Source organism: Pedobacter sp. (assembly GCF_965279535.1).
GTDB lineage: Bacteria > Bacteroidota > Bacteroidia > Sphingobacteriales > Sphingobacteriaceae > Pedobacter.
The window spans coordinates 1,431,933-1,454,668 of sequence record NZ_OZ257244.1; the positions used below are offsets into that span (position 1 = coordinate 1,431,933).

The 22,736-nt window shown below is 38.8% G+C and carries 20 protein-coding genes; 12 read left to right on the forward strand and 8 right to left on the reverse strand.

Translation table 11 applies throughout. The features are described from left to right. From ACQY77_RS05535 to ACQY77_RS05545, 3 genes are all read right to left on the reverse strand, one after another. On the reverse strand, positions 1-1,761 hold the full coding sequence (locus ACQY77_RS05535) for an ABC transporter ATP-binding protein (RefSeq protein WP_421938980.1): 1,761 nt from the start codon (positions 1,759-1,761) through the stop codon (positions 1-3). Continuing rightward, positions 1,745-3,481 carry an ABC transporter ATP-binding protein gene (locus ACQY77_RS05540; RefSeq protein WP_421938979.1) on the reverse strand — a complete coding sequence of 579 codons (1,737 nt, stop codon included), beginning with the start codon at positions 3,479-3,481 and terminating at the stop codon, positions 1,745-1,747. The genes ACQY77_RS05535 and ACQY77_RS05540 overlap by 17 nt, the downstream gene beginning before the upstream one ends. A gap of 108 nt (positions 3,482-3,589) precedes the next feature. Further along, complete coding sequence (locus ACQY77_RS05545; protein WP_421938978.1) at positions 3,590-4,192, reverse strand: LURP-one-related/scramblase family protein; 603 nt, start codon at positions 4,190-4,192, stop codon at positions 3,590-3,592. A 134-nt stretch (positions 4,193-4,326) separates the two neighbouring features. Between ACQY77_RS05545 and ACQY77_RS05550 the strand changes: the two genes are divergently transcribed. Further along, entirely contained in the window at positions 4,327-5,169 is an 843-nt protein-coding gene (locus ACQY77_RS05550) for a S1 RNA-binding domain-containing protein (RefSeq protein WP_421938977.1), read from the forward strand. 6 nt (positions 5,170-5,175) lie between these two features. Here the strand turns inward: ACQY77_RS05550 and ACQY77_RS05555 are convergent, their stop codons facing one another. The 4 genes from ACQY77_RS05555 to ACQY77_RS05570 all read right to left on the reverse strand — a co-directional run bounded on the left by ACQY77_RS05555 (position 5,176) and on the right by ACQY77_RS05570 (position 10,075). Beyond that, entirely contained in the window at positions 5,176-5,910 is a 735-nt protein-coding gene (locus ACQY77_RS05555) for a fatty acid desaturase (RefSeq protein ID WP_421938976.1), read from the reverse strand. A 90-nt stretch (positions 5,911-6,000) separates the two neighbouring features. After that, a complete protein-coding gene (locus ACQY77_RS05560) occupies positions 6,001-6,666 on the reverse strand; it encodes an MCP four helix bundle domain-containing protein (protein ID WP_421938975.1) in 666 nt (221 codons plus the stop codon). 596 nt (positions 6,667-7,262) lie between these two features. Continuing rightward, positions 7,263-8,696, reverse strand: a complete 1,434-nt coding sequence (locus ACQY77_RS05565; RefSeq protein WP_421938974.1) for an ATP-dependent DNA helicase — start codon at positions 8,694-8,696, stop codon at positions 7,263-7,265. A 239-nt stretch (positions 8,697-8,935) separates the two neighbouring features. Then, the gene (locus ACQY77_RS05570; protein WP_421938973.1) at positions 8,936-10,075 is read right to left on the reverse strand and encodes a putative sensor domain DACNV-containing protein; all 1,140 of its coding nucleotides are present in this window, start codon (positions 10,073-10,075) and stop codon (positions 8,936-8,938) included. 166 nt (positions 10,076-10,241) lie between these two features. Here ACQY77_RS05570 and ACQY77_RS05575 point away from each other — a divergent pair, with 166 nt between their 5' ends. The 5 genes from ACQY77_RS05575 to ACQY77_RS05595 all read left to right on the forward strand — a co-directional run bounded on the left by ACQY77_RS05575 (position 10,242) and on the right by ACQY77_RS05595 (position 13,618). Next, positions 10,242-11,048, forward strand: a complete 807-nt coding sequence (locus ACQY77_RS05575; RefSeq protein WP_421938972.1) for a DUF3822 family protein — start codon at positions 10,242-10,244, stop codon at positions 11,046-11,048. Then, a complete protein-coding gene (locus tag ACQY77_RS05580; protein WP_421938971.1) occupies positions 11,039-11,575 on the forward strand; it encodes an RsmD family RNA methyltransferase in 537 nt (178 codons plus the stop codon). Before ACQY77_RS05575 ends, ACQY77_RS05580 begins: the two co-directional genes overlap by 10 nt. A gap of 196 nt (positions 11,576-11,771) precedes the next feature. Next, positions 11,772-12,233, forward strand: coding sequence for a pantetheine-phosphate adenylyltransferase (gene coaD, locus ACQY77_RS05585; RefSeq protein ID WP_421938970.1), 462 nt, complete (start codon positions 11,772-11,774; stop codon positions 12,231-12,233). A gap of 280 nt (positions 12,234-12,513) precedes the next feature. Beyond that, complete coding sequence (locus tag ACQY77_RS05590) at positions 12,514-13,023, forward strand: RNA polymerase sigma factor (protein WP_421938969.1); 510 nt, start codon at positions 12,514-12,516, stop codon at positions 13,021-13,023. Then, complete coding sequence (locus tag ACQY77_RS05595; protein WP_421938968.1) at positions 13,013-13,618, forward strand: hypothetical protein; 606 nt, start codon at positions 13,013-13,015, stop codon at positions 13,616-13,618. Before ACQY77_RS05590 ends, ACQY77_RS05595 begins: the two co-directional genes overlap by 11 nt. 44 nt (positions 13,619-13,662) lie before the next feature. Here the strand turns inward: ACQY77_RS05595 and ACQY77_RS05600 are convergent, their stop codons facing one another. Next, entirely contained in the window at positions 13,663-14,277 is a 615-nt protein-coding gene (locus ACQY77_RS05600; RefSeq protein WP_421938967.1) for an NUDIX hydrolase, read from the reverse strand. Here ACQY77_RS05600 and pyrE point away from each other — a divergent pair. The 6 genes from pyrE (at position 14,276) to ACQY77_RS05630 (ending at position 22,697) form a co-directional block, all read left to right on the forward strand. Next, on the forward strand, positions 14,276-14,941 hold the full coding sequence (gene pyrE / locus ACQY77_RS05605) for an orotate phosphoribosyltransferase (RefSeq protein WP_421938966.1): 666 nt from the start codon (positions 14,276-14,278) through the stop codon (positions 14,939-14,941). The genes ACQY77_RS05600 and pyrE overlap by 2 nt on opposite strands. Before the next feature lie 34 nt (positions 14,942-14,975). Continuing rightward, positions 14,976-15,374, forward strand: coding sequence for an SRPBCC family protein (locus tag ACQY77_RS05610; RefSeq protein WP_421938965.1), 399 nt, complete (start codon positions 14,976-14,978; stop codon positions 15,372-15,374). Positions 15,375-15,651: 277 nt separating this feature from the next. Beyond that, the gene (locus ACQY77_RS05615) at positions 15,652-18,312 is read left to right on the forward strand and encodes a family 78 glycoside hydrolase catalytic domain (RefSeq protein ID WP_421938964.1); all 2,661 of its coding nucleotides are present in this window, start codon (positions 15,652-15,654) and stop codon (positions 18,310-18,312) included. Positions 18,313-18,667: 355 nt separating this feature from the next. Further along, the gene (gene clpB / locus ACQY77_RS05620; RefSeq protein ID WP_421938963.1) at positions 18,668-21,268 is read left to right on the forward strand and encodes an ATP-dependent chaperone ClpB; all 2,601 of its coding nucleotides are present in this window, start codon (positions 18,668-18,670) and stop codon (positions 21,266-21,268) included. 136 nt (positions 21,269-21,404) lie between these two features. Then, entirely contained in the window at positions 21,405-21,971 is a 567-nt protein-coding gene (locus tag ACQY77_RS05625; RefSeq protein WP_421938962.1) for a hypothetical protein, read from the forward strand. A gap of 72 nt (positions 21,972-22,043) precedes the next feature. Further along, complete coding sequence (locus tag ACQY77_RS05630) at positions 22,044-22,697, forward strand: hypothetical protein (protein ID WP_421938961.1); 654 nt, start codon at positions 22,044-22,046, stop codon at positions 22,695-22,697. The last annotated feature ends 39 nt before the right edge of the window (positions 22,698-22,736 follow it).

The window sequence follows — 22,736 nt, forward strand, 5'->3', positions numbered from 1 at the left end:
CTAACTTACTCTCTTACCTTGTAACAACATATCCAATGCATGCTGTAATGTTCCCGCTTGTTGCACCTCTCCCTCATTCACAAAATAAATTTCATCCGCATTTTCGATGGTGTTTAAACGGTGCGCAATAATTACGAGCGTAGTTTCCTTAGAAAGCTTATTTAAGATGTTTCCGAGCAACTTCTCCGTCATGGTATCAATGTTTGCGGTTGCTTCATCTAAAATTAAAAGTTCTGGGTTTCGTAATACTGCACGCATAAACGCAATTAGTTGTTTCTGGCCTAAACTAATGCTGTCTGATCCTGATGTAATCTGTGTATTTATCCCTTCATCAAATATGGCCAGCAGTTCGTTCAAATTTGCCTCTGCAATAATTTGCTGTAACTCGGCATCAGAAACATCTTTGTACTGTGGGTTTCCATATAAGATGTTATCTTTAACTGTTCCTGTAAACAAAAATGGCTCCTGAAGGATAAATCCAATTTTCTGTGTCCGTTCTGCTGCACTATAACTTCGGATATCTTTTCCATTTAGCAATACCACTCCCTTTGTTGCATCATATAAGCGAGAGATTAATGATGCAGTTGTAGTTTTTCCTCCGCCCGTTGGTCCAATCAGTGCATATGTTTTTCCTTTTTCGAACCGCAAATTAATCTGATGAAGAATCTCTTTAGTGCCATCATAAGAAAAATGTACATCTTTAAACTCTAATAATGCATCTGAACTCCATGCACTATTTCCTTCTATTTGTTTTAAATCTGTCTCCAATAATAGAATTTGAGAAATCCGGTCCCAACTCGCCATGGCTACCTGAAAACTCGTCCACAAAGCAGCCAGCTGCCTCAAGGGGTTGTAAAAGTTAGTAGTATAAGAAATATAGCTCACCAACAAACCCAGTGTGAATAAGCCCCTGGAGATTAAGTAAATTCCAAAAAGCAACACAATTAATTGTGCCATGCTTGATAACAAACCGTAAACAGGAACAAAAACATTGTTGGCCAATCCTGCTCCTAGCGCCGTTTTATAATTTTCTTTATTCGCCTCATCAAAACGCTTTCTAAAATAATCCCGACGGTTAAAGGCTATAATTACCTTGAAATTATTCAGGCTTTCCTGAATCTCTGCACTCAATCCGCCTACACTCTTGAGGTTTATGGCATTTTTCTTTTTCACCCATGGTGATAAGCCCATAGTGAAGAGTACAATAATTATAGCTGGAACTAAGGCCGCAGCGCCCAACTCTATATTAATGGACAGGAGAAATATTCCGGCTCCAATCATCGTTACAATGCTGCCTATAAACTGCATCAGCGATTGCGAAAAGAACTGATTGAGCTTATCGGTATCGTTATTTACCCTGGAGATTAAATCGCCAGCCTTATTTTCATTGAAGAAGGATACCGGCAACTCCTGGAGCTTATTAAAAATTGCACTCCTAAGCGTATAAAGCATCCGTTGGCCTACACCGCCCATCAATTTGGTTTGGGTATATCCGGTAAGCATGGCAAAAAAATACATCACCAATAAAATACCACCAAAAACCAATACACCATGGTATTGTTTGGTGCGGATATAGGTATCCACAGTATGACCCACTAATAATGGACCCAATAACAGCAATCCTGAATTGACTAAAATAGCAATAAGTGCCAGCCAAAGGTTTTTTCGCTCTGCAGAAATAAGTTTAAGCAATCTTTTCAAAGCCTTGTAGGTAGACTGCTTTTCCTGCTGCGTACTTAGCTGATTAAGATTGTAGTTCATAGTTGCTGGTGCTCTGTTGTGAATTGTATATTTGAACGTATTCCGGACTGGTCTTTAACAGTTCCTCATGGGTACCCGATGCAACAACCTCTCCCTGCATTAGCAAAATAACCTTCTCGTAATGCGTAACTGATGCCACTTTTTGAGTTACAGAGATTAAGGTTAAATTGGGATAGTTTTTTTGGATATTATTCAGAATTTGCTTTTCGGTATTCTGATCTACCCTTGCGGTAAAATCATCGAGCAGCAATATTTTTGGGTTAACAGCCAAAGCCCTGGCGAGCATAATCCGCTGTTTTTGTCCCCCCGAAAGGCTACTTCCCCGTTCCGAAACAATGGTATTTAATTTTTCGGGCAATGCATCTACAAAATCGCTGAGTGCAGCCGTTTCTATTGCCCTGGCTAAAGATTCATCTGTAACTGTAGTGCTAAAGGCAATATTCTCGCGAATACTCATGTTAAAGATGATACTGTCCTGAAAAACAAAGCCAACTTGTCCATGGAAACTCTCCTGGTTGTAGGCATTAATGTCTTTTCCATCAAAAAGCACCTCGCCGGCATCTGCATTAATTAATCCGGTTAAAATATAAAGCAATTGCGTTTTTCCCGCAGCTGTTGGACCAATAATAGCGGTTTTTGAACCAGCTTTAGCCGAAAAGGATACGTTTTTCAACACGGGTTTCTGACCAAAAGACAGGGAAATATGTTTAGCTTCCACTTCTCCAATCAAATTTTCCTGAACAGTTCCGGGGTGTTTGACCTCAACAGCATTTAAAACCGAATCAATTCGTTGGTAAGATGCTGTAGCCTGAGCAATAACATTGCTCATAAAACCTATGACCAGGATGGGAAAAATAATAAGTGACAGGTAACTGCTGAAAGCTGTAAATTCTCCCAGTGTCATCGAATTGGTGATTACAAAATGTCCACCCAGTACCAAAATACATAGACCTGCGAGATTTGACACAAAAACAATAATTGGGATTAACCCGGCAAATAAACGTAAAATAGATAAGCCCAAATCTCTGGCTTTTGCATTTGCATCAAGGAATTTATGGTACTCCAGCATTTGTGAATTAACAACACGTATTAAAGCAGAACCTAAAATACTTTCGCTGATCACCTTGTTTAACCAATCAATTACTTCCCTACTCTTCTTAAATAACACCCTCACTTTACTCAATACAAAGAAAAATGCCCCACCAATAATCGGAACAATAGCAATTACACAAAGTGCCAGTTTCCAGTTAATCATTAGCAGCAGAATACTGGCACCAACAATAAGAAAAATAGAGGAAGTTATGGAAACAATCGCCTGCGATACAAACATCTTGATTGAATCGACATCAGATGTTAAATTGGTAAGTAGTTTAGCAGGATTAGCTTGAATTACATACACATGGCTTTGCCTGGAAATTTGGTCGGAAAGCTTTGACCTGAGGTCTCTGGCCACTTTTTCTGAAGCATATGTTTGAATAATACTCTGTAAATAAGTAAAAACAAAAACCAATAATATGGCTACAGAAAACTGAATCAGCACAGGTTCAATTTTAAAAGTCCCATTGGTATAGCTATCAATACCATGTGCAATGATTTTAGGAAGTAATAAATTTATCCCATTACTTAATAACGCAAACAAGATCAAAAGTAGAATGAGCCCTCTGTATGATGCGAGTAAACTGAATATGCTTGATTTCTTTTCCTGCCTGGATTTTTCCATAATGATTCGATACTCCAAATTTAGCCGTTTTATTTTAAACCCGCCCGATTAGCAGAAACAAAAAATGCCCGAATCTCTCCGGGCATACATATTATCTTGTCTGAAAACCTATTTACTTTCTTTCAGTACCATATCAATAGTAATGGCTGTGGCTACAATGGCTACTTTTTGGTTGCTCTCAGCATACGCTGGGTTAATTGAAACATTATATTTATCAGCTGTTGTAAATACTTCCTTTAATGCTCCTGCCCATTTTTTACTGATTTTGCCTACCTCTAAACCGTCATTGTTGGTAATGGTGAAGTTCCAGGCTTTCCAATCGCCAGTAATTTTTGCAATTTCACTGCCGGATACGGGATTTGAAATCGTGAAAGTAGGCTTAAAGAACTTGAATTTTTGTTTAATCGCCCCAACTTCAACCCCTGCTGGATCAGTCACCGTAATTTTAGACATCCAGAATGTCCATCCCCTGTAGATAGTGGCCTGCAAAGCACCATTCGTATCGGTAATTTCCAACTGAAAAGGCATCATGGCCTTGTTGATTAACAAACGCAGCACTTTATGCCAGCCACTTACACGTTGCTTAATCAAACCGATTTGCTCTGCTTTGTCGTTGTACACCTTGTACTCATTTGCAAACTTTAAGAAGTTTACTTTCTCATCAATAAAATACTCGTCGCTTAAAAAAAATGTAGGAATTTGCTGATTCATCTAGATATAATGTTTTTCGGTTAAGCCCCTAAAGTAAGGAATTTTGTTGCAGCTACAAATTTTAATCTAAGCCAGCAAAGAAAGATTGCTACCTTTGCAACAGATCTCATTGAAGATAATGGGATAACCATAACATGATAGAAATAGGAAAATACAACGAATTAAGGGTTTTAAGTAAAACAGAAGTTGGCTTAAATTTAACCGACGGAGATAAACTGGTAATCTTACCCTACGTTCACGTGCCTGCAGGCACAGAAATTGGCGACCATTTAAACGTTTTTGTTTTTGTGCAAAAGGATGGCCGACTAACCGCTACCACTCAAAAACCTTATGCCTGCGTAGGCGATTTTGCTTTCCTTAAAGTAGTATCGGATGGAGAAGAGGGAACATTTATGGATCTGGGGATCGATAAAGATGTTTACGTTCCTGCAAGAGAGCAGAAAAGGCCCATGCAAAAAGGCTATAAATATGTAGTTTACCTTTACCTGGACGAACAAAACGATCGCTTATGTGCTTCTTCTAAATTATACGATTTCGTAGAAGAAGAAGATTTCGATTTTGAAGAAGGTGATGAAGTGAGCTTATTAATCTCCGAAGAAACAGATTTAGGCTACAATGCCATCATCAATAACACCAATATTGGTCTGCTGTATTTCAACGAAGTTTTTGTTGATGTTAAACCTGGTGATAAACGCAAAGGCTGGATCAAAAAAATCAGGGTAGAAGGCAAAATTGACCTTACACTTCAACCCAGTGGTTACGGCCATATCCTCGACTCAAAAGTGATGATTTTAAAGGAGTTGAAAAAGAGCGGAGGAACCATTGAATTAGGTGATAAAAGTACCCCCGAAGATATTTATCAGCGCTTCCAAATCAGCAAAAGTGCATTCAAAAAGACTATTGGTTCTTTGTACAAAGAGCGATTGATTACCATCTCAGACGAAGAAATAAGACTACTGGATGAGCAGGGAGAATAATTCTCCTTAAATATTTACAGGCTTTAATTTGATGATTCTCAGCTTATGCATGAGGATCATCAATCCATATCCGGCATCAAATTCAAACCATTTCACCGCATTGTTAGCCCTTCCAGGGTTCTTGTGGTGGTTGTTGTGGTAAGCTTCTCCCCAAAAAATCAAATCAACAGGCATTATATTTCTTGAAGTATTGTTAACAGTATAATTTCTATAACCGAACTTATGTGCCCACCAGTTTACCGCAATTCCCTGCAATGCACCCATCGCAAAAGTAACTGGTAAAAATAGCCACATCCACCATTGTGTAACAAGTAAGGCATAAATAGCAATGTAAAAAGCTCCCCAGGCCAACCTGGCCACCCAATTATGCGCCATTTTATCAAATGCAGCCCACTCAGGCAAATCTTTCTTAAATTTATCATCAACTATTGTTCTGCCTAAAAATATACTGTTGTAATTATTACGGGTTTGCCAAAGCAAAGCAAACATGTTATCGGTATAAGCGGGTGAATGCGGATCTTTCTCTGTATCTGTGTGGGCATGATGCAGCCTGTGCATTAATCCATATGTGGTAGCGCTGATATAAGATGAGCCTTGCGTAAAGAAACAGCAGATATAAAAAAACTTCTCCCAGCCCCTGCTCATTGTAAAATGATTGTGCGCAGCATACCGGTGATGAAAAAATGATTGGAAAAACAAAGAGGCGTACCAGTGGATAACCAGAAAAAAAAGAATGAACATATTATACCGTTTAGTTTAATTACGAAAAATTAAACAATCCGGTTTCTTAAGCCCTTTCTGGATAAAATTAAGTTCAGCAATATAATACTATTAATTTAGATTAAACTTATCATTCTGGATTTTTACTGCATTAGATGCCGATACAATCCCTACGATCATGATCCCGATGGCTATAGCCAAAAAAACCTGAAAAGTAGAATATACCTTCGTTCCCGATACAAAAATTTTCGAATCTTTTATGAGTTCATCCCCCACCTTCGATTGAATTTTAATTAATGCGGATAGCTTATCCAGGGTTTTGGTGGATGCACTTTTAACCAATGTTTCATAAAGTTCGGTATTTGATCCGGCCAGTTTCAAAACCTTACCCTCCAATGCCTTTTGTGTGGCCAGAGCCGATTTCAGGTCATTTAAAAAATATCTTTCCTGCTTTACCAATAAGGTCAATTCGTACTTGCTAATTACCGAATCTATTTTCTGGTTATGCCTGGCCAATTCCAATAAATTAGCTTTAGAGAAATGAGCATCATCATTTAAAGCCTCCTGTAGAATTGTGTTTTTATGATAAAGATTCTCAGCAACGAAATATAAATCTGTAGCAGGAATTAGCCTGTCATTATACATAGAAATAAAAGATTCATTAATTTTCTTAACGCTCTTATCTTCCAGAAAACGGATCAATAAAGTACAGCACATAATGCAGAAGAGCAAAAAGGCTATTTTTAACTTATTTTTAAGCGAAAAAGCAAATTTCATACAAGATTCGGTTAGTGGGTTAAGATAAGGATTTTTAAACGAACGAGGAAGAAAAGTCGGAAGTCCGGGGTCCCAAGCCCGATACTGAAAAAGTTTAAAGTTAAAGTTGAAAGTAAAAAGTTGAAAGTTGAAAAAACTTATGCATCCAGTCTTGATACTTTATACTAGATACTTGATACGGAAAAGGTGGAAAGTTCAAAGTGGAAAGTTCAAAGTAGAAAGCAAAAAACCTATGCCCCCAGTCTTGATACCTGATACTAAATACTTGATACTGAAAAAGTGGAAAGTTCAAAGTGGAAAGTTCAAAGTAGAAAGCAAAAAACCTATGCCCCCAGTCTTGATACCTGATACTAGATACTTGATACGGAAAAAGTGGAAAGTTCAAAGTGGAAAGTTCAAAGTGGAAAGTTCAAAGTAGAAAGCAAAAAACCTATACACCCAGTCTTGATACCTGATACTAAATACTTGATACTGAAAAAGTTGAAAGTTGAAAGTAAAAAGTTGAAAGTTTAAAGTAAAGAACCCATACACCCAGTCTTGATACTTGATACTAAATACTTGCTACTAAAAAAGCGAAAAGTACGGATACTTGAACCCTAAAAATAGTCCTCCTGAGCGGTTTTCGCAAACAATTGCGGCGCAAAATTAACCAGATATAGTTCCATTTTAGCTCGAGTTACAGCCGTATATAACCACCTTAAGAAATCCAGGTCAATCATTTCATCCGTTAAATAACCTTGATCTGCAAAAACAGCATCCCACTGCCCGCCCTGTGCTTTATGGCAGGTAACCGCGTAGGCAAACTTAATTTGTAAGGCATTATAAAAAGGATCTTGCTTAATGGCCAACATACGCTGACGTTTATTGGCAATGTGGGCATAATCTTCATTTAGCGCTTCAAAAAGTTTCTTATTTTGCTCATAAGGCAAATTCGCAGTCTCCAGGTTAAGTGTATCCAACATTACTTTACACACAATTTGCCCCGCTGATGGAAAATCTAAAAACTCTAAGGTGGCATCTGCAAATCGAAACCCATAGCGTTCCTCCTCCCTTCTCACCCGAATTACCTTAGCCATATCTCCATTTGCGATAAAAGCTGTCTCATCGTTATCAGGAAGCCAGAAATAATTATTCCTTACCACCATAATCTGATCGCCCCCGGTAAGTTCCTCTTCCCTGTATAGCAAACGTGCACGAATCTGCTGGTTATAAACATTGGCCGATTTATTGGATCTGCAAACCACCAGCGTATTCTCTATTCCAAACTTCCTGTAAGCATATTCCAGCCCCTCCACCAAGCGGGCACCCTGCATATTAAAAATATCTGTATAGGCTTTCGTTAAAAACTTCGGCATAGGCTGCTCCGGGTTCTTGGCAATCTGATTTCTTAACATGGTTGCATTGGCCAAAATACCCGACTTTTTACCCTGACGCACCACTTCCTTCAATTCTATCGAAGAAACAGCCAGGCCGAACTTATCCTTCAAATATTGTTCATTTAATGCCGGACTCTCTAAACTACCTACCGGTGGCAGCTGTGCGGTATCCCCAACAAAAAGCAACAGGCAGTTTTTATCGTTATAAACAAACTCCAGTAAATCCTGTAAAATAGAAGAACCTGTTTCATTGTATTCATCTGCAATCATCGAGGCCTCATCAATGATAAATAAGGTATGCTCGGCTAAATTGGGTGCAATCTGAAACAGCAACTCTGGCGAAGCAGCTGAGCGCTTTCTGTAAATGCGTTTATGAATGGTAAGTGCCTTTCTGTTCGAATACTGACTCATCACCTTAGCTGCTCTTCCCGTAGGCGCCAACAACTCGCTTTTTAAACCAAACTGCCCTAAAACTTTAACCAAAGCCGCCACAGAGGTTGTTTTACCCGTTCCGGCATAGCCTTTCAATACAAAACACCTGAACGCATCCTGCTCTTGCAAAAAAACAGACATACGCTCACAGAAAAGTAATTGCTCTTTGGTCGGATTATGCTGGTAAGCTGCAGAAATCAGCTGGCTTTTGGTATTGATCACCTTGTTCTATATTTTATTTTTAACGTACTCAGAAAAGCAAAAAAATGCAGTTTTATTTGTCAGCCCGTCTTCCACTTTATCTTTTTTTTGCACGTATCATTGGTAAATAAGAGCGTTCATCAACAAAAAAGGATGCTGTTCCAATACGGTTTAGCTCGCAGAGTTAACACAAAGTTTATGCAAGTTCCAGGCATTGCGCCTAAATTATGCCATACTACTTCCCTTTTAATATTCAGGTTTTACAAAAGTAAGGTTTCAATGCGATGTGCCATAACCATATGTTGCTGTTTACTCCAGCTAAATATGGTAAAATGTCCGTCTTGAGAAGCAACCAAACCAATGGCTTGTGGCTGATCATTCACAAATTGTGCTACAGAAAAGTGCCTGGTTCCGCCTAGCTGACCAGGAAAAAGGATTTTATCTTCGCCATGCACAATAGGCTCAGAAAAAGCAATTTGCTCTACAGTTGGTTTTCCCTTAGCACGACCAATTTTAGCCCCAAAAGCAATAAGATCAAAATCTTCATTGATAATAGTAGCGCCATCAACTGCTGTTAAACCAGCTAAATGCTCAACCTCCCTGCGCAAAGCGCTCTGAGAAAAAATTTCACTTTGATTGCCGCTCTGCTTAGCTAAGTTGGCCAAACCAGAAAAAGGTGGTTCTATTAAATATTGAATGGGGTGGATAATGGATTCTTCCCAATTGGTGTCATTTTTAGGCACAATAAGCAGGGCACCACCACGTCCATGTCCGCGCATAGAAACAGCAAACTGAATGAGTATATTAATGGGATCATTCCAACTGGCCAATACCGTTAAATCCAACAAAGCTTTCAAAATTGGCGGACAATCCCTGTTTTTGCAACTGGTATCATCCACTATTCGGATTTGTTCCCCTTTCAATACCGCTACATTCGTATATTTTCCAATACCATAAATGCGACGATGTTTAATTACAATGAGGCCAGGTTCAGAAACATCGACCACAAAACAAAAATTTGGAATGTTTAAAGTAGTTCCCCAGATATACAATTCACCATCTTCTTCCCAAACCCCTAAATGTATACCCGATCTTTCAATACCTGGAGCAATTTTGGTAAGGGTATTGGCATTTAGCGCCATCCGCTTAGCAAACATCAAAGGCTTAGAAGTTTGCGATGGTGGCATAAAGGCAATAGAAATTCGCGGGGAATGCCCTTCTTCCTTGCGCAAGCTACTCCAAAAAGCAACATCAATAATCTCTTCAATAATTTTTTGATGAGGTCTTGAGGCTAAATCTACTTCCCCCTGCGCCTCTGCGGCATAATGAAGTTTCTCAAAATGTTGCTCAATAGTTGCCGCAATGGTATGTGCTGCTTTGTAGGTAGGCCTGTAACTCATGTTCCGAATTTAAGCCGAATATTTTAATTTTAACGCACCAGAAAGGTTTGATTTAGGTAAAATATTTGAAAACTTAACCCTTTAAAATCAGCCGGTACCCGCAGGCTTTTGCAAAAAACTAAGCCCTGGTTGTTGTTAATCCTTAAAAAAGTTTATTTTTGTTTCAATGAGCAATAACAGCCTTCTATTAGTCAATCCCAATTTCAAAGCTGAAACATCAGAAAAGTGCCATCTATTGTTAAAAATAACAAACGATAGCTTTTCTTATGCTGTAGTGGATAAAGAATCGGAAGAGATTAACATTGTTTTTGATAAACAAGGCTGCGAAGATGTAACAGAAGCAATTAAGGCTGCATTTGAAAATGATGTGCTACTCTCCAAACCTTATGCGGCAATAAAGGCGGCTGTACATACGCCGAATTTTATTTTCATTCCTGACGAGTGGTTTGATGCAGATAATTTATCTGTATATACCAAATTCATAGGTTCATCAGCTAAAATAAATACCAGGCACAATGCATCACAGGGATTTAATACCCTTTTCTGCCTTAATAATAAGGTAGAAGAAAGGTTACCAGAAGCGACGTATTTATTCCCTCAGTCCGAACCCCTCATTGCTTTAGCAAATCACCTATCTGATACAGCTATACTTATTGATTTTACCGCTTCCTCTTTCAATATTCTATATATAAAAGATAAGAAAATCAACTTTCAAAATCATTATGATGCAGAAACACCAGAAGAATTCAACTACTTTCTGTTGCTGATGATAGAGCAGTTAGGCTTAACCGAGTCAATTCCCGTTTACCTGCAAGGCATCATTAATGAAGACGACGATCACTATAATTGCCTTTTGAAATATTTCAATCAATTGTATTTTTTCCTGCCTGCCGGAAAACAGGATAGTGAATTACTGGCCGATATGCCGAAACATTACTTCAGTGGCTTACTTGCTTTAGATTTATGCGAATAATTGGAGGTAACTTAAAGGGAATCCGTTTGCAACCGCCAGCGAATTTACCAGTAAGGCCAACAACAGACATGGCCAAAGAAGCACTTTTCAATATCTTAAATAATAGATTTGATCTGGAAAGCTGCAGCGTGCTGGATCTTTTTTGTGGCACCGGAAATTTAACTTTTGAGTTTGCTTCCAGAAATTCAACCAGTATTATGGCCATTGATATGGACTATGGTTGTGTAAATTGGGTAAAAAGCACCGCAAAAAAACACGAATTTAATCAGGTTGAAGTGCGTAAAGGAGATGTTTTCAAGTTACTTAAGCAAATGACGGGTGCTTACGACCTCATCTTTGCCGATCCTCCATATCACCTTCCAAACATTCCGCAAATCCCTGTTTTAGTAAAGGAACAACAATTACTTAAACCCGATGGCCTATTGATTGTGGAGCATCAAAGTAACATGAAATTGAACAATCTCCCAGGTTACACCGAAACGCGCAAATACGGAAATTCATCTTTTAGCTTTTTTGAATTTAGTTAAATCTTTTTCACCTATACCTTTCTATCATCCAATCGGCTGCTCTTCTTTCTTCTTTGCTCCTCAACTCGCTACTTTTTACTTGATACTTGATACTTTCTACCTGATACTAAATACTCCCAACCCCAACCCCAAACTCCCAACTCCCACTCCAAACTCTATACTTGCTACTTGTTACCCGATCCCCTATATTTGAAACATGAAGATAGCGCTATTTCCAGGTTCATTTGATCCGATTACCATTGCTCATGTTAACATTTTACAGCGTGCAACACCATTATTTGATAAAATAATAGTAGGCATCGGCTTAAACAGCTCCAAACAGAATTTCTTAAGCGCCGATCAACGCGAACTTATTTTAAACACCGTTTTTTCAGGCTATAAAAATATTGAAGTGCAAACTTATGAAGGGCTTACGGTAGATTTTTGCAGAAAAATAAATGCAACATACATGGTTCGGGGTATTCGTTCTGCAGCCGATTTTGAGTATGAAAGGGCAATTGCCCAGATTAACCAAACCATGATGCCTGAAGTAGAAACCATCTTACTCCTAAGTAAACCAGAATATTCAGCCATCAGCTCTACCATTGTCCGCGACATTCTAAGAAATCATGGCGATGTAAGCCCATTTGTTCCCGCTGAGGCCCTCGAATTTCTATAGATCAATAGTCATTATTAAATATAATTGGTTTCTCCTCCCAACCAATGAACCCATGCCTAATACCCAATGAACTAATACCTAATGACCAATGCCCAGTGACCAATGACCATAAAAAAAGCAAAGCTGAAATCTTTGCTTTTTTTATGTAACATTTTCTGCAAGCAGATACTAATGGATTAAATTAGTGATGACGTTCAAATAAATATCAGATGATTAGCGCTATTAAAACTGGGTATTTCAGCAACACGCAACTGTATTTCCTTGACAAACCAAGCTTAAGATGACACCAATCAATCAGGAACAAGAATTTCTTAAGCTTATTGAGGACAATAAAGGCATTATCCATAAGGTATCAAAAATGTACATGGATAAATCTGATGACCGGGAAGATTTATTTCAGGAAATTATTTTGCAGCTATGGAAGGCTTACCCCTCATTTAAAAATAAAAGTAAGTTCTCAACCTGGATGTATCGTGTTGCATTAAATACAGCATTGGTATTTTTCAAAAAAGAAAAACGTAAGATAGATAATACCCCGCTAAATGAACAGGTTGATATCGCTGATTTTAGTGACAGTACCGAGAAAGAAGAAAAGCTCAGCTATTTCTACAGAGCAGTACAAGAGCTGAATGCTATTGAAAAGGCGCTTATTTTCTTGTTTTTGGAAGATCAGTCACACAAGGAAATTGCACACAACCTCGGTATAACTGAAGTAAATGCCCGGGTTAAACTCAACAGAACCAAAGAAAAATTACAATTTATCATAAAAAAGAACGGCTATGAATTTTGATGATTTAAAAAGCGAATGGAATAACGAAAAAACGCCAGAAACTAATATCCCAGGTAATATATTAATGATTAAGGAGGCCAAAACACCTATCGACAGGATAAGAACCAAAATGAAACAGGAGTTCTTTGTTCAGGTGGTAGCTTTATTGATTATGGCGGTAAGTCCAAGAATATTTGGCTTCTCAGCAGAAATGAAACAAGTGTTCTTAATCTTTTATGCGGTTACCTGTGGGTTCACTTCCTATTATTTTTTCAAATTCTACATTTTTTACAGGCATTCATACGATTTAAGCCTCGACACCCGAAAAAACCTGTTATGGTTCTATTATGAAATGAAGTTAAATATAGAACTCTATAAAGCCTTAACTTACATTATAGCCTTTATTTTCTTATCTTTTATTTCCGTATATCTTTTCATGAACCAGGGCACCATACTGCATCAGTTGGTTAATAAAATATCAACTTTTTACATTGTGCTCAACTGTTTTGTCATGATTTTGGTTATCGGCGTGATTACAGAACTTTGGGCGAAATTTTACTATGGGGCAAATTTAGAAAAGATAAAAGTGATTCTGGATCAGTTAGAGGATGAATAAAAACTTTGATCTTCAAGCGCTTTATAACCTGAAGATCAATAATATCAGGCGATAACGCTGCCAGCTTTGAGCACATCCATAATGGAGGGATAAGTATTGGCTACTACCGGAGCAACCTGATTTTTATGTAGCCAAACCGCTTTATCTATCCCCTCTTCTTTTTGAGGAATTAATTTTGGCTCACCTTTTACGGTCATTTTATACCAGTTAGTTTTTTTAATCACCATTTTAGTCCCCAACGGATAAACATGATAGGTTTTACACAGCTTTTCTTCACGTTTTAAAACCTTTATACCACACTCCTCTTCCACTTCTCTAACAGCTGCATCCTTCATATTTTCATCATCTTCTAACTTTCCTTTTGGCAAATCCCATTTTTTATTTCTGAAGATAAAAAGGAAATTTCCATGGGCACTTTCTACCAATCCACCCGCCGCCTTAATGATCTCACAATCCTTCTTCAGCTTCTTAAATGTTTCTTTAGGAGATTTCGTTAAAAAAATGTAGCTTTTTTTAGACCCATTTTTCAGTTTTTTGTAAAATATTTTTAAATCAAAATCCTGAATTTCAAGCTGTTGAATTTTTTCCTTCTGCTCAGGCAAAACATCTGATATAAACAAAGTGTTATCGTTAATATAAATTCTGTAATTTTGGGCCATGTATAATAAAAGTGATATTGAATTAAAGGTAGCTGAATTTTTATTACAAATAAAGGCAATTAAATTACAACCTAATAATCCTTTTACCTGGGCATCTGGTTGGAAATCGCCAATTTACTGCGATAACAGGGTTACCCTTTCCCATCCTCAAGTTAGAACTTACATCCGTCAGAAACTTGCTCAGGCCATTCAGGAAGAGTTTGGGGCAGTTGATGTGATTGCCGGAGTAGCTACTGCTGGTATTCCTCAGGGAGTTTTGGTTGCACAAGAGCTGGGTCTTCCGTTCATTTATGTTAGATCTAAGCCGAAAGAGCACGGAACAGGGAGCTTAATCGAGGGCGAAGTAGTAGAAGGACAGCGTGTAGTGGTAATTGAAGATCTGATCTCTACCGGAAAAAGTAGTTTACAAGCCGTTGAAGCTTTAAGAGCTGCTGGCTTATCTGTTGCTGGTCTTGCAGCCATCTTTACTTATGGTTTCGACAAAGCCGATGAAAACTTTGCTGCTGCGAAGTGTCGCTACTTAACACTTTCTAACTATGGCGCTTTAATTGATTATGCTGCAGAGCACAGTATTATTGCTAAAGGCGATATGGAAATGTTAGGAAAATGGCGTTTAAACCCATCAGAATGGGGACGCGGAGAAATATTGAGCACAGAGTCTTAATCTCTGGTTCGAACACACAAACCAATATAAAATAATGACGATTATTGAAAGCGCAGTAGAAATTAACAAACCTGTAAATGAGGTTTATGCTTTTCTATCTAATATGAACAATCATCAGCAATTGATGCCAGAAAACATCTATAACTGGTCGTCTACAGAAGATGATGCCCAATTTACAATTCAAAACATGGCTAAATTGGCAATCAAAATTTCTAATAGAGTTGAAAACAAAGAATTAACAGCCATTCCTACTGAAAAGGCACCTTTCGATGTAGAACTAAAGTGGACGGTAGAAGATAATGGCAATGGCGGTACCAAAGCCAGGCATATTATTGCCGCCGATCTTAATATGATGATGAAAATGTTAGCTTCCGGACCGCTTCAGAAATTAGCAGACCATCAAACACAGAAACTTAAGGAAGTATTAGGATAACCCTATCCCGCTATAATTCGAGCGAAATACCCTAAAATATTTGTGGCGAAGAACATTCTTCGCCTTTTTTGTATAACAGAATCAAAGAATGTTATCCCTTAGCTCCATGATGGTACTTTCCCCTTTATACTCAATAGCTGTAACCTCTCACTATTACATCAGCCATCTTTAACTTCCTGATGATGGTTTTTCCAGGAGCAACCTGAGTAAAAATTCCATTGCGCTTCTTCAATAGCTTATTAATTTTGATACCTTAGTTTTGGAATACCCCTCAACTATGAATCTGATCACCTTGCGTCAATCTATTTTCTTTGCCTGTTTTGTAGCCGCTACTAACGGTGTTGCTCAAACCAAGGTTAGCAATACCCAAACCGAATACCTCCAAAATCCAATAGGTATCGATAATCCAAATCCACGCTTTAACTGGCAGATGCACGATAACCGTCAGGGAGCAAAACAAACAGCTTACCGCGTTTTAGTAGATACCGATTCCTTGGCTTTAACACGTACACAAGGAAAAGTATGGAATACAGCATGGGTTAAATCTGCTCAGAATCAGCTTATTTTTTCTGGCCAACCACTAAAACCTTTTACTAAATATTATTGGAAGGTAGATATCGCAGACCAGCAGGGCAAAAAAACTACTAATGGTCCTATTTCAAGCTTTGAAATGGGCATGATGGAGATGAAAAACTGGAAAGGATCCTGGATATCAGATACCGAAAATACTAAACTAAAACCCGCCCCCTACTTCCGTTATGCCTTTAATACTAATAAAAAAGTTAAATCGGCAAGAGCATACATTGCAGTTGGAGGACTTTATGAGCTTTCTATCAATGGAAAGAAAATTGGCAACCACCGCATGGATCCCATGTATACCCGTTTTGACAGAAGAAACCTGTATGTAACCTACGATGTTACTCAAAATGTCATTTCAGGCAAAAATGCTATTGGCGTTTTGTTGGGAAATGGCTGGTACAACCACCAATCTACCGCAGTGTGGTATTTTGACAGGGCACCCTGGCGCAACCGTCCAACCTTTTGTCTGGATTTGAGAATTACTTATGAGGATGGATCTGTAGAAACCATCCGTTCCGGTAAAGATTGGAAAACAGAACTGAGTCCCGTTATCTTCAACAGTATTTACACTGCAGAACACTATGATGCCAGATTAGAAAAAAAAGGTTGGGATAAAGCCGATTTCGATGATAGCCAATGGAAAAATGTCATTTATCGTTCGGTTCCCTCCAAAAACATTACCGCTCAAGCCCTTCATCCTATTCGAAATGTAGAAGAAATTAAAGCTAAAAGTATCCGCAAATTTAACGATACCACTTACCTTTTTGATCTGGGCAGAAACATCTCGGGTGTAAGTAAAATTACCCTCGATGGAGCGACGGGTACTACTTTACGACTAAAACACGGCGAAAGACTCTATCCAAACGGCCATGTAGACCTGTCCAATATTGATGCCCATTACAGGCCTACTGATAACACTGATCCTTTTCAAACGGATATCATCACCTTAAGTGGGCAAGGAAGCCAAAGTTTTATGCCTCATTTTAATTATAAAGGCTTTCAATATGTAGAAGTTACCAGTAATAAACCAATTAATTTAGATGTGAATAGCCTGGTGGGATATTTTATGCACAGCGATGTACCGGTAAAGGGGTCTATTCATGCGTCAGAACCGATTATCAATAAAATATATTACGCCACCAATAATTCTTACCTCTCTAACCTTTTTGGTTACCCGACAGATTGCCCGCAGCGGGAGAAAAATGGCTGGACCGGCGATGCCCAAATTGCCATAGAAACCGGCCTGTACGGATTTGATGGTATCACGATATACGAGAAATGGTTAGCAGACCATAGAGATGAGCAACAGCCAAATGGTGTATTACCCTCTATCATTCCTACTGATGGCTGGGGATACGAGTGGGGTAACGGGCCCGATTGGACCAGTACCATCGCCATTATTCCATGGAACGTTTATCTTTTTTATGGCGACACGAAGATCTTAAAAGATAACTACGAGAACATTAAAAAATATGTAAATCACATCGATGAAGTTTATCCAACAGGCTTAACTACCTGGGGTTTGGGCGATTGGATTCCAGTAAAATCGAAGTCGCCAGTAGAATTAACCTCTACCTGCTATTACTATGCCGATGCAGTAATTCTGGCTAAAACAGCAAAAATCCTGGGTAAAACAGCAGATTTTGAGAAATATACAGCCTTATCCAAAAAAATAAAGGAAGCTTTTAATACCAAATACCTCAACAAACAAACCGGAATTTACGCAACAGGCATTCAGACAGAAATGAGTGTTCCGCTTTATTGGGGAATTGTACCAGCAGAAAGCCAGGCCCTGGTTGCAAAAAACCTGGCCAAACGTGTAGAAGCAGATGGTTTCCATCTCGACGTGGGCTTGTTAGGGACTAAAGCCATCCTAAACGCACTTTCTGAAAATGGTTACAGTGATGTAGCCTATAAAATTGCTGCTCAAAAAACCTATCCAAGCTGGGGATGGTGGATGGAAAACGGGGCCACTACTCTTTACGAAAACTGGCCTATTGATGCGAAATCAGATATTTCAATGAACCATATTATGTTTGGTGAAATTGGTGCCTGGCTATATAAAGGAATTGGAGGCATTAAGCCAGATCAAAATGAACCGGGATTTAAACGCATTATACTCGAACCGCATATCGTTAATGGACTTAACTTTTTCGAGGCCAGTCATACTGGTCCTTATGGCCAAATTATCGCTAATTGGAAGCGTGATGGTCAGAAAATCCAATTCGACATTACGATTCCTCCAAATTCAACGGCCACTTTTCATGTACCTGGAAAAGGGAGCGCCCTGGTAAATGGTAAAGTAACAGATGGTCAGGAAATTAAATTATCCTCTGGAAAACACCTCATCATCTGGTAAGCCTGTTTAAGTAAGAAGCGATGAGCCAGTTTCAGGCTCATTGCTTACTTAATTTTTTCGTTCGGTTAAGCCACATACAGGTAACTACAACAGTACAGCACACTTTACTATTCTTCATATCAAAACCCCTATTTCCATTCACTGGCCTATATCAAACGAAACAGTAAGAAAAAGCAGGGAGGTTTCGATCCCGATTGTAAATAGTCTGATAATGAAACATACCAGATTCAGACAAAATTTCAGTACAAATAGCTAATAATCAGTCATTTATTCAGAAACACCAAAACGATACAGACAAAATTTCCGATTAGAAAAGCAAAATCGATGTGGCATTTGTTTTGACTAAAAGGAAAATATGAACTTCAACAATTTTACAATCAAAGCCCAGGAAGCGATTCAACAGGCTTCTGAAATAGCGCAAGGCAATCAGCAACAAGCTATTGAAACAGCACACCTGTTAAAGGGTTTGCTCACTGTTGATGAAAACGTTGTTTCTTATGTTTTAAAGAAACTTAACGTTAACTTAAACATCCTGAACCAGAATTTAGATAACGAGATTACAAAATTCCCGAAGGTAAGTGGCAGCAATGTTTACCTATCTTCTAACACCAATAGCGTGCTTCAAAAAGCGCAATCCTTTTTAAAAGAATTTAAAGATGAGTTTGTATCAGTAGAGCACTTGCTATTGGGTATTTTAGCTGTAAACGATAATACATCCAAGCTGCTAAAAGAGCAGGGGGTAAATGAAAAAGACCTCAAAAAGGCGATCATTTCCCTTCGTGGAGACAATAGGGTAACCGATCAAAATGCCGAAGCTACCTATCAGGCTTTGGGTAAATATGCCCGGAACCTGAATGAATACGCCGAAAGTGGCAAACTCGATCCTGTTATTGGTCGCGATGAAGAAATTAGAAGGGTGATCCAAATCTTGTCCAGGAGAACAAAGAACAACCCTATCCTGATTGGTGAACCTGGCGTGGGTAAAACGGCTATTGCAGAAGGGATTGCCTTCAGAATTATAAAAGGCGACGTACCCGAGAACTTAAAATCTAAAGTTGTATACTCTTTGGATATGGGTGCCCTTATCGCAGGTGCGAAATACAAGGGAGAGTTCGAAGAACGTTTAAAAGCTGTTGTTAAAGAGGTTACGCAAAGCGATGGAGAAATCATTCTCTTTATAGATGAGATTCATACCCTGGTAGGTGCTGGTGCCGGTGAAGGTGCTATGGATGCTGCCAACATCCTTAAACCTGCATTGGCACGTGGAGAATTGCGTGCTATAGGTGCCACCACACTAGACGAGTACCAAAAATACCTGGAAAAAGACAAAGCTTTAGAACGTCGTTTTCAAAAAGTAATGGTAAATGAACCTGATACCCAGGATGCCATTTCTATTCTACGTGGTTTGAAAGAACGTTATGAGACCCACCACAAGGTGAGAATTAAAGATGAAGCCATCATAGCAGCAGTAGAAATGAGTCAGCGATACATTTCTGACCGTTATTTACCAGATAAAGCCATCGACTTAATGGACGAGGCTGCATCGAAACTGCGTTTAGAAATGGATAGCGTTCCGGAGAACGTAGATGCACTCGACAGGGAAATTATGCGCCTTGAAATCGAACGTGAAGCCATCAAAAGAGAAAAAGACGATAAGAAAGTTCAGGATCTGACTCAGGAAATTGCCAATTTATCTGCGGAGCGGGATGAGTTAAAAGCGAAATGGCAGGGCGAAAAAGATCTGGTTGATAACATCAACAATCAGCTAGAGCAGATTGAACAATATAAATTGGAAGCCGACCAGGCCGAACGGGCAGGCGATTATGGCAAAGTGGCCGAAATTCGTTACGGCAAAATTAAAGAGGCGCAGGATACAGTTGAGAAATTAAAAGCTGATCTCGAAAAGCAACAAAGCAATAGCCGAATGTTGAAAGAAGAGGTAACAGCTGATGATATTGCAGGGGTTGTTGGACGCTGGACAGGCATTCCGGTAACGAAATTAATTGCAAGCGAAAGAGAGAAGTTGTTAAACCTCGAAGCTGAATTGCACCAACGTGTGGCCGGCCAGGATGAAGCTATTGAAGCCATCTCAGATGCTATCCGCCGTTCGCGTGCAGGCTTGCAGGATAAACGTAAACCAATCGGTTCTTTTATTTTCCTGGGCACAACGGGTGTAGGTAAAACCGAATTGGCTAAAGCGCTTGCAGAATTCTTATTTAACGATGAGAATGCCCTTACCCGGATAGATATGAGTGAATATCAGGAAAGACATGCTGTTTCCAGATTGATCGGAGCGCCTCCGGGTTATGTAGGCTACGATGAAGGCGGACAGTTAACTGAAGCTGTAAGACGTAAACCATACTCTGTGGTATTGCTTGATGAGATTGAAAAGGCGCACCCTGATGTATTTAATATTTTATTACAAGTGTTGGATGATGGCCGTTTAACGGATAATAAAGGCAGGACGGTGAATTTCAAAAACACCATTATCATCATGACATCCAATATAGGTGCACACTTAATTCAGGATAATTTTAAAGATTTAAGTGATGAAAACCGCGATGAGGTAATTGCAAAAACTAAAAGCGAACTGTTTGAGGTACTGAAACAAACCATCAGACCTGAATTCCTGAACAGGATTGATGAACTGATTATGTTTACACCATTAAATCGCAATGAGATCAGAGATATTGTGAGCTTGCAATTTAAACATGTACAACAAACACTTGCTGAAATGGGCATTGAAATGGAAGCCAGTGATGAAGCCTTAGATTGGCTGGCTCAATTGGGTTATGATCCACAGTTTGGAGCAAGGCCATTGAAACGGGTAATCCAAAAAAGAATCTTAAACGAGCTGTCGAAAGAGATATTAGCTGGAAAGATAGACAAAGACAGCAAAATTAAGTTAGATATGTTCGATCATCAGTTTGTGTTTATTAACCAAAAGGCTGATTAATACAGATCAAAAAAATCCCGCAAGTTAAATCTGCGGGTTTTTTTTTGTTTCGTTTCATGTAACTAACATGATAGTTAGTTTTGTTGTTTTTGGTCTGAATAATCGTTATTATTGATTACACACAAAAAACACACAAATGAAAACTTTATTATTACTGATGAGGCATCTCCTGCCCCATCCCAGAAATATTGCAGCAATATTTCTACTTTTCTGCGCTATGCAGGCGCATGCTCAAACTGAAAATATCGATGTTTATGTTAGTGATGATGGTGAAGCCAGTGTTGCGCTATACGTGAATGGCATTGATATCGACATCACAAACGGAAGAATTCACATCTACCCTAAACGCAATGTTAGTGTGGGTTATGTAACCTCAAATTTCTATCCACAGATAAAAGGTAAAATTTCTTCTGTTGGAAATGTGAGCATCGAATATATTACAAGCAACTTTTACCCCGAAATTAATGGAAGAGTAGCTGCAATAGGCAGCACCGCAATAGATTATTATACCGGCAATTTTTATCCCGAAATCAAAGGAAAAGTCAAATCTATTGGAAATGTATCATTTGAGTACTATACCGGAGATTTCTATCCGGAGATAAAGGGAAAAGTCAAATCTATAGCATCGCAAACCATAACTTATTATACCGGAGATTTTTACCCCGAATTAAAAGGTAAGGTCAAATCTGTTTCTGGCAGTTAGCGACATTTCTATGTTTTTCCCCAGTTAACCTACTGCAACAGCAGTATATTTTAAATCTTATGCTCATCAACCATGAAAAAGCTATTATCGGTTTTGATTGCTTTATGCATCATAACCCTGCATACACATGCACAAACTGAAAAAGGAAAAGGTTTTATCGGCGGCAGCTTTAGTTTTGGAACCTCCAAACAAAATAACGCTGCTCCCAGCCTGAATACTTTTACCTTAACACCACAGGGTGGATATTTCCTCTCCAATAACCTCGCTATAGGCCTTTCCATACCATTAAACCTTTCCAAACTCAGGGGCTTAAATTACACGGTTTGGGATGACGAACAAGGCTTTTATGTTGACACTTACGGACCTAAAGAATTTAGTTTTGGCATCTCTCCTTTTCTCCGGAAATATATTGATGTTAAACCAAGAATTAAAGCCTTTATGCAGGCTAATCTGTTGATGCAAATTAATACCTTCAACCGGGTAGATGATGCAGGCTATCTCATCCGCACAGATGCCAGGGTTAAAGGCCTGGGCGCGAGTGCAAGCCCTGGCTTTGCCTTTTTTATTAGCCGCCATACCAATCTTGAGTTTTCTTTCCCTGTTGTAACCTTCTTTCACCAAAACTATTATGATGCAGAATCGATGTACAATTTCGACAGGAAGAACAATTTAAGATTCGCACTGGATAATTTCACACCAACCTTTGGTATTAATTATCAGTTTTAAGAGACCAATTAAATACAATATTTTATCAATACAGGCCAC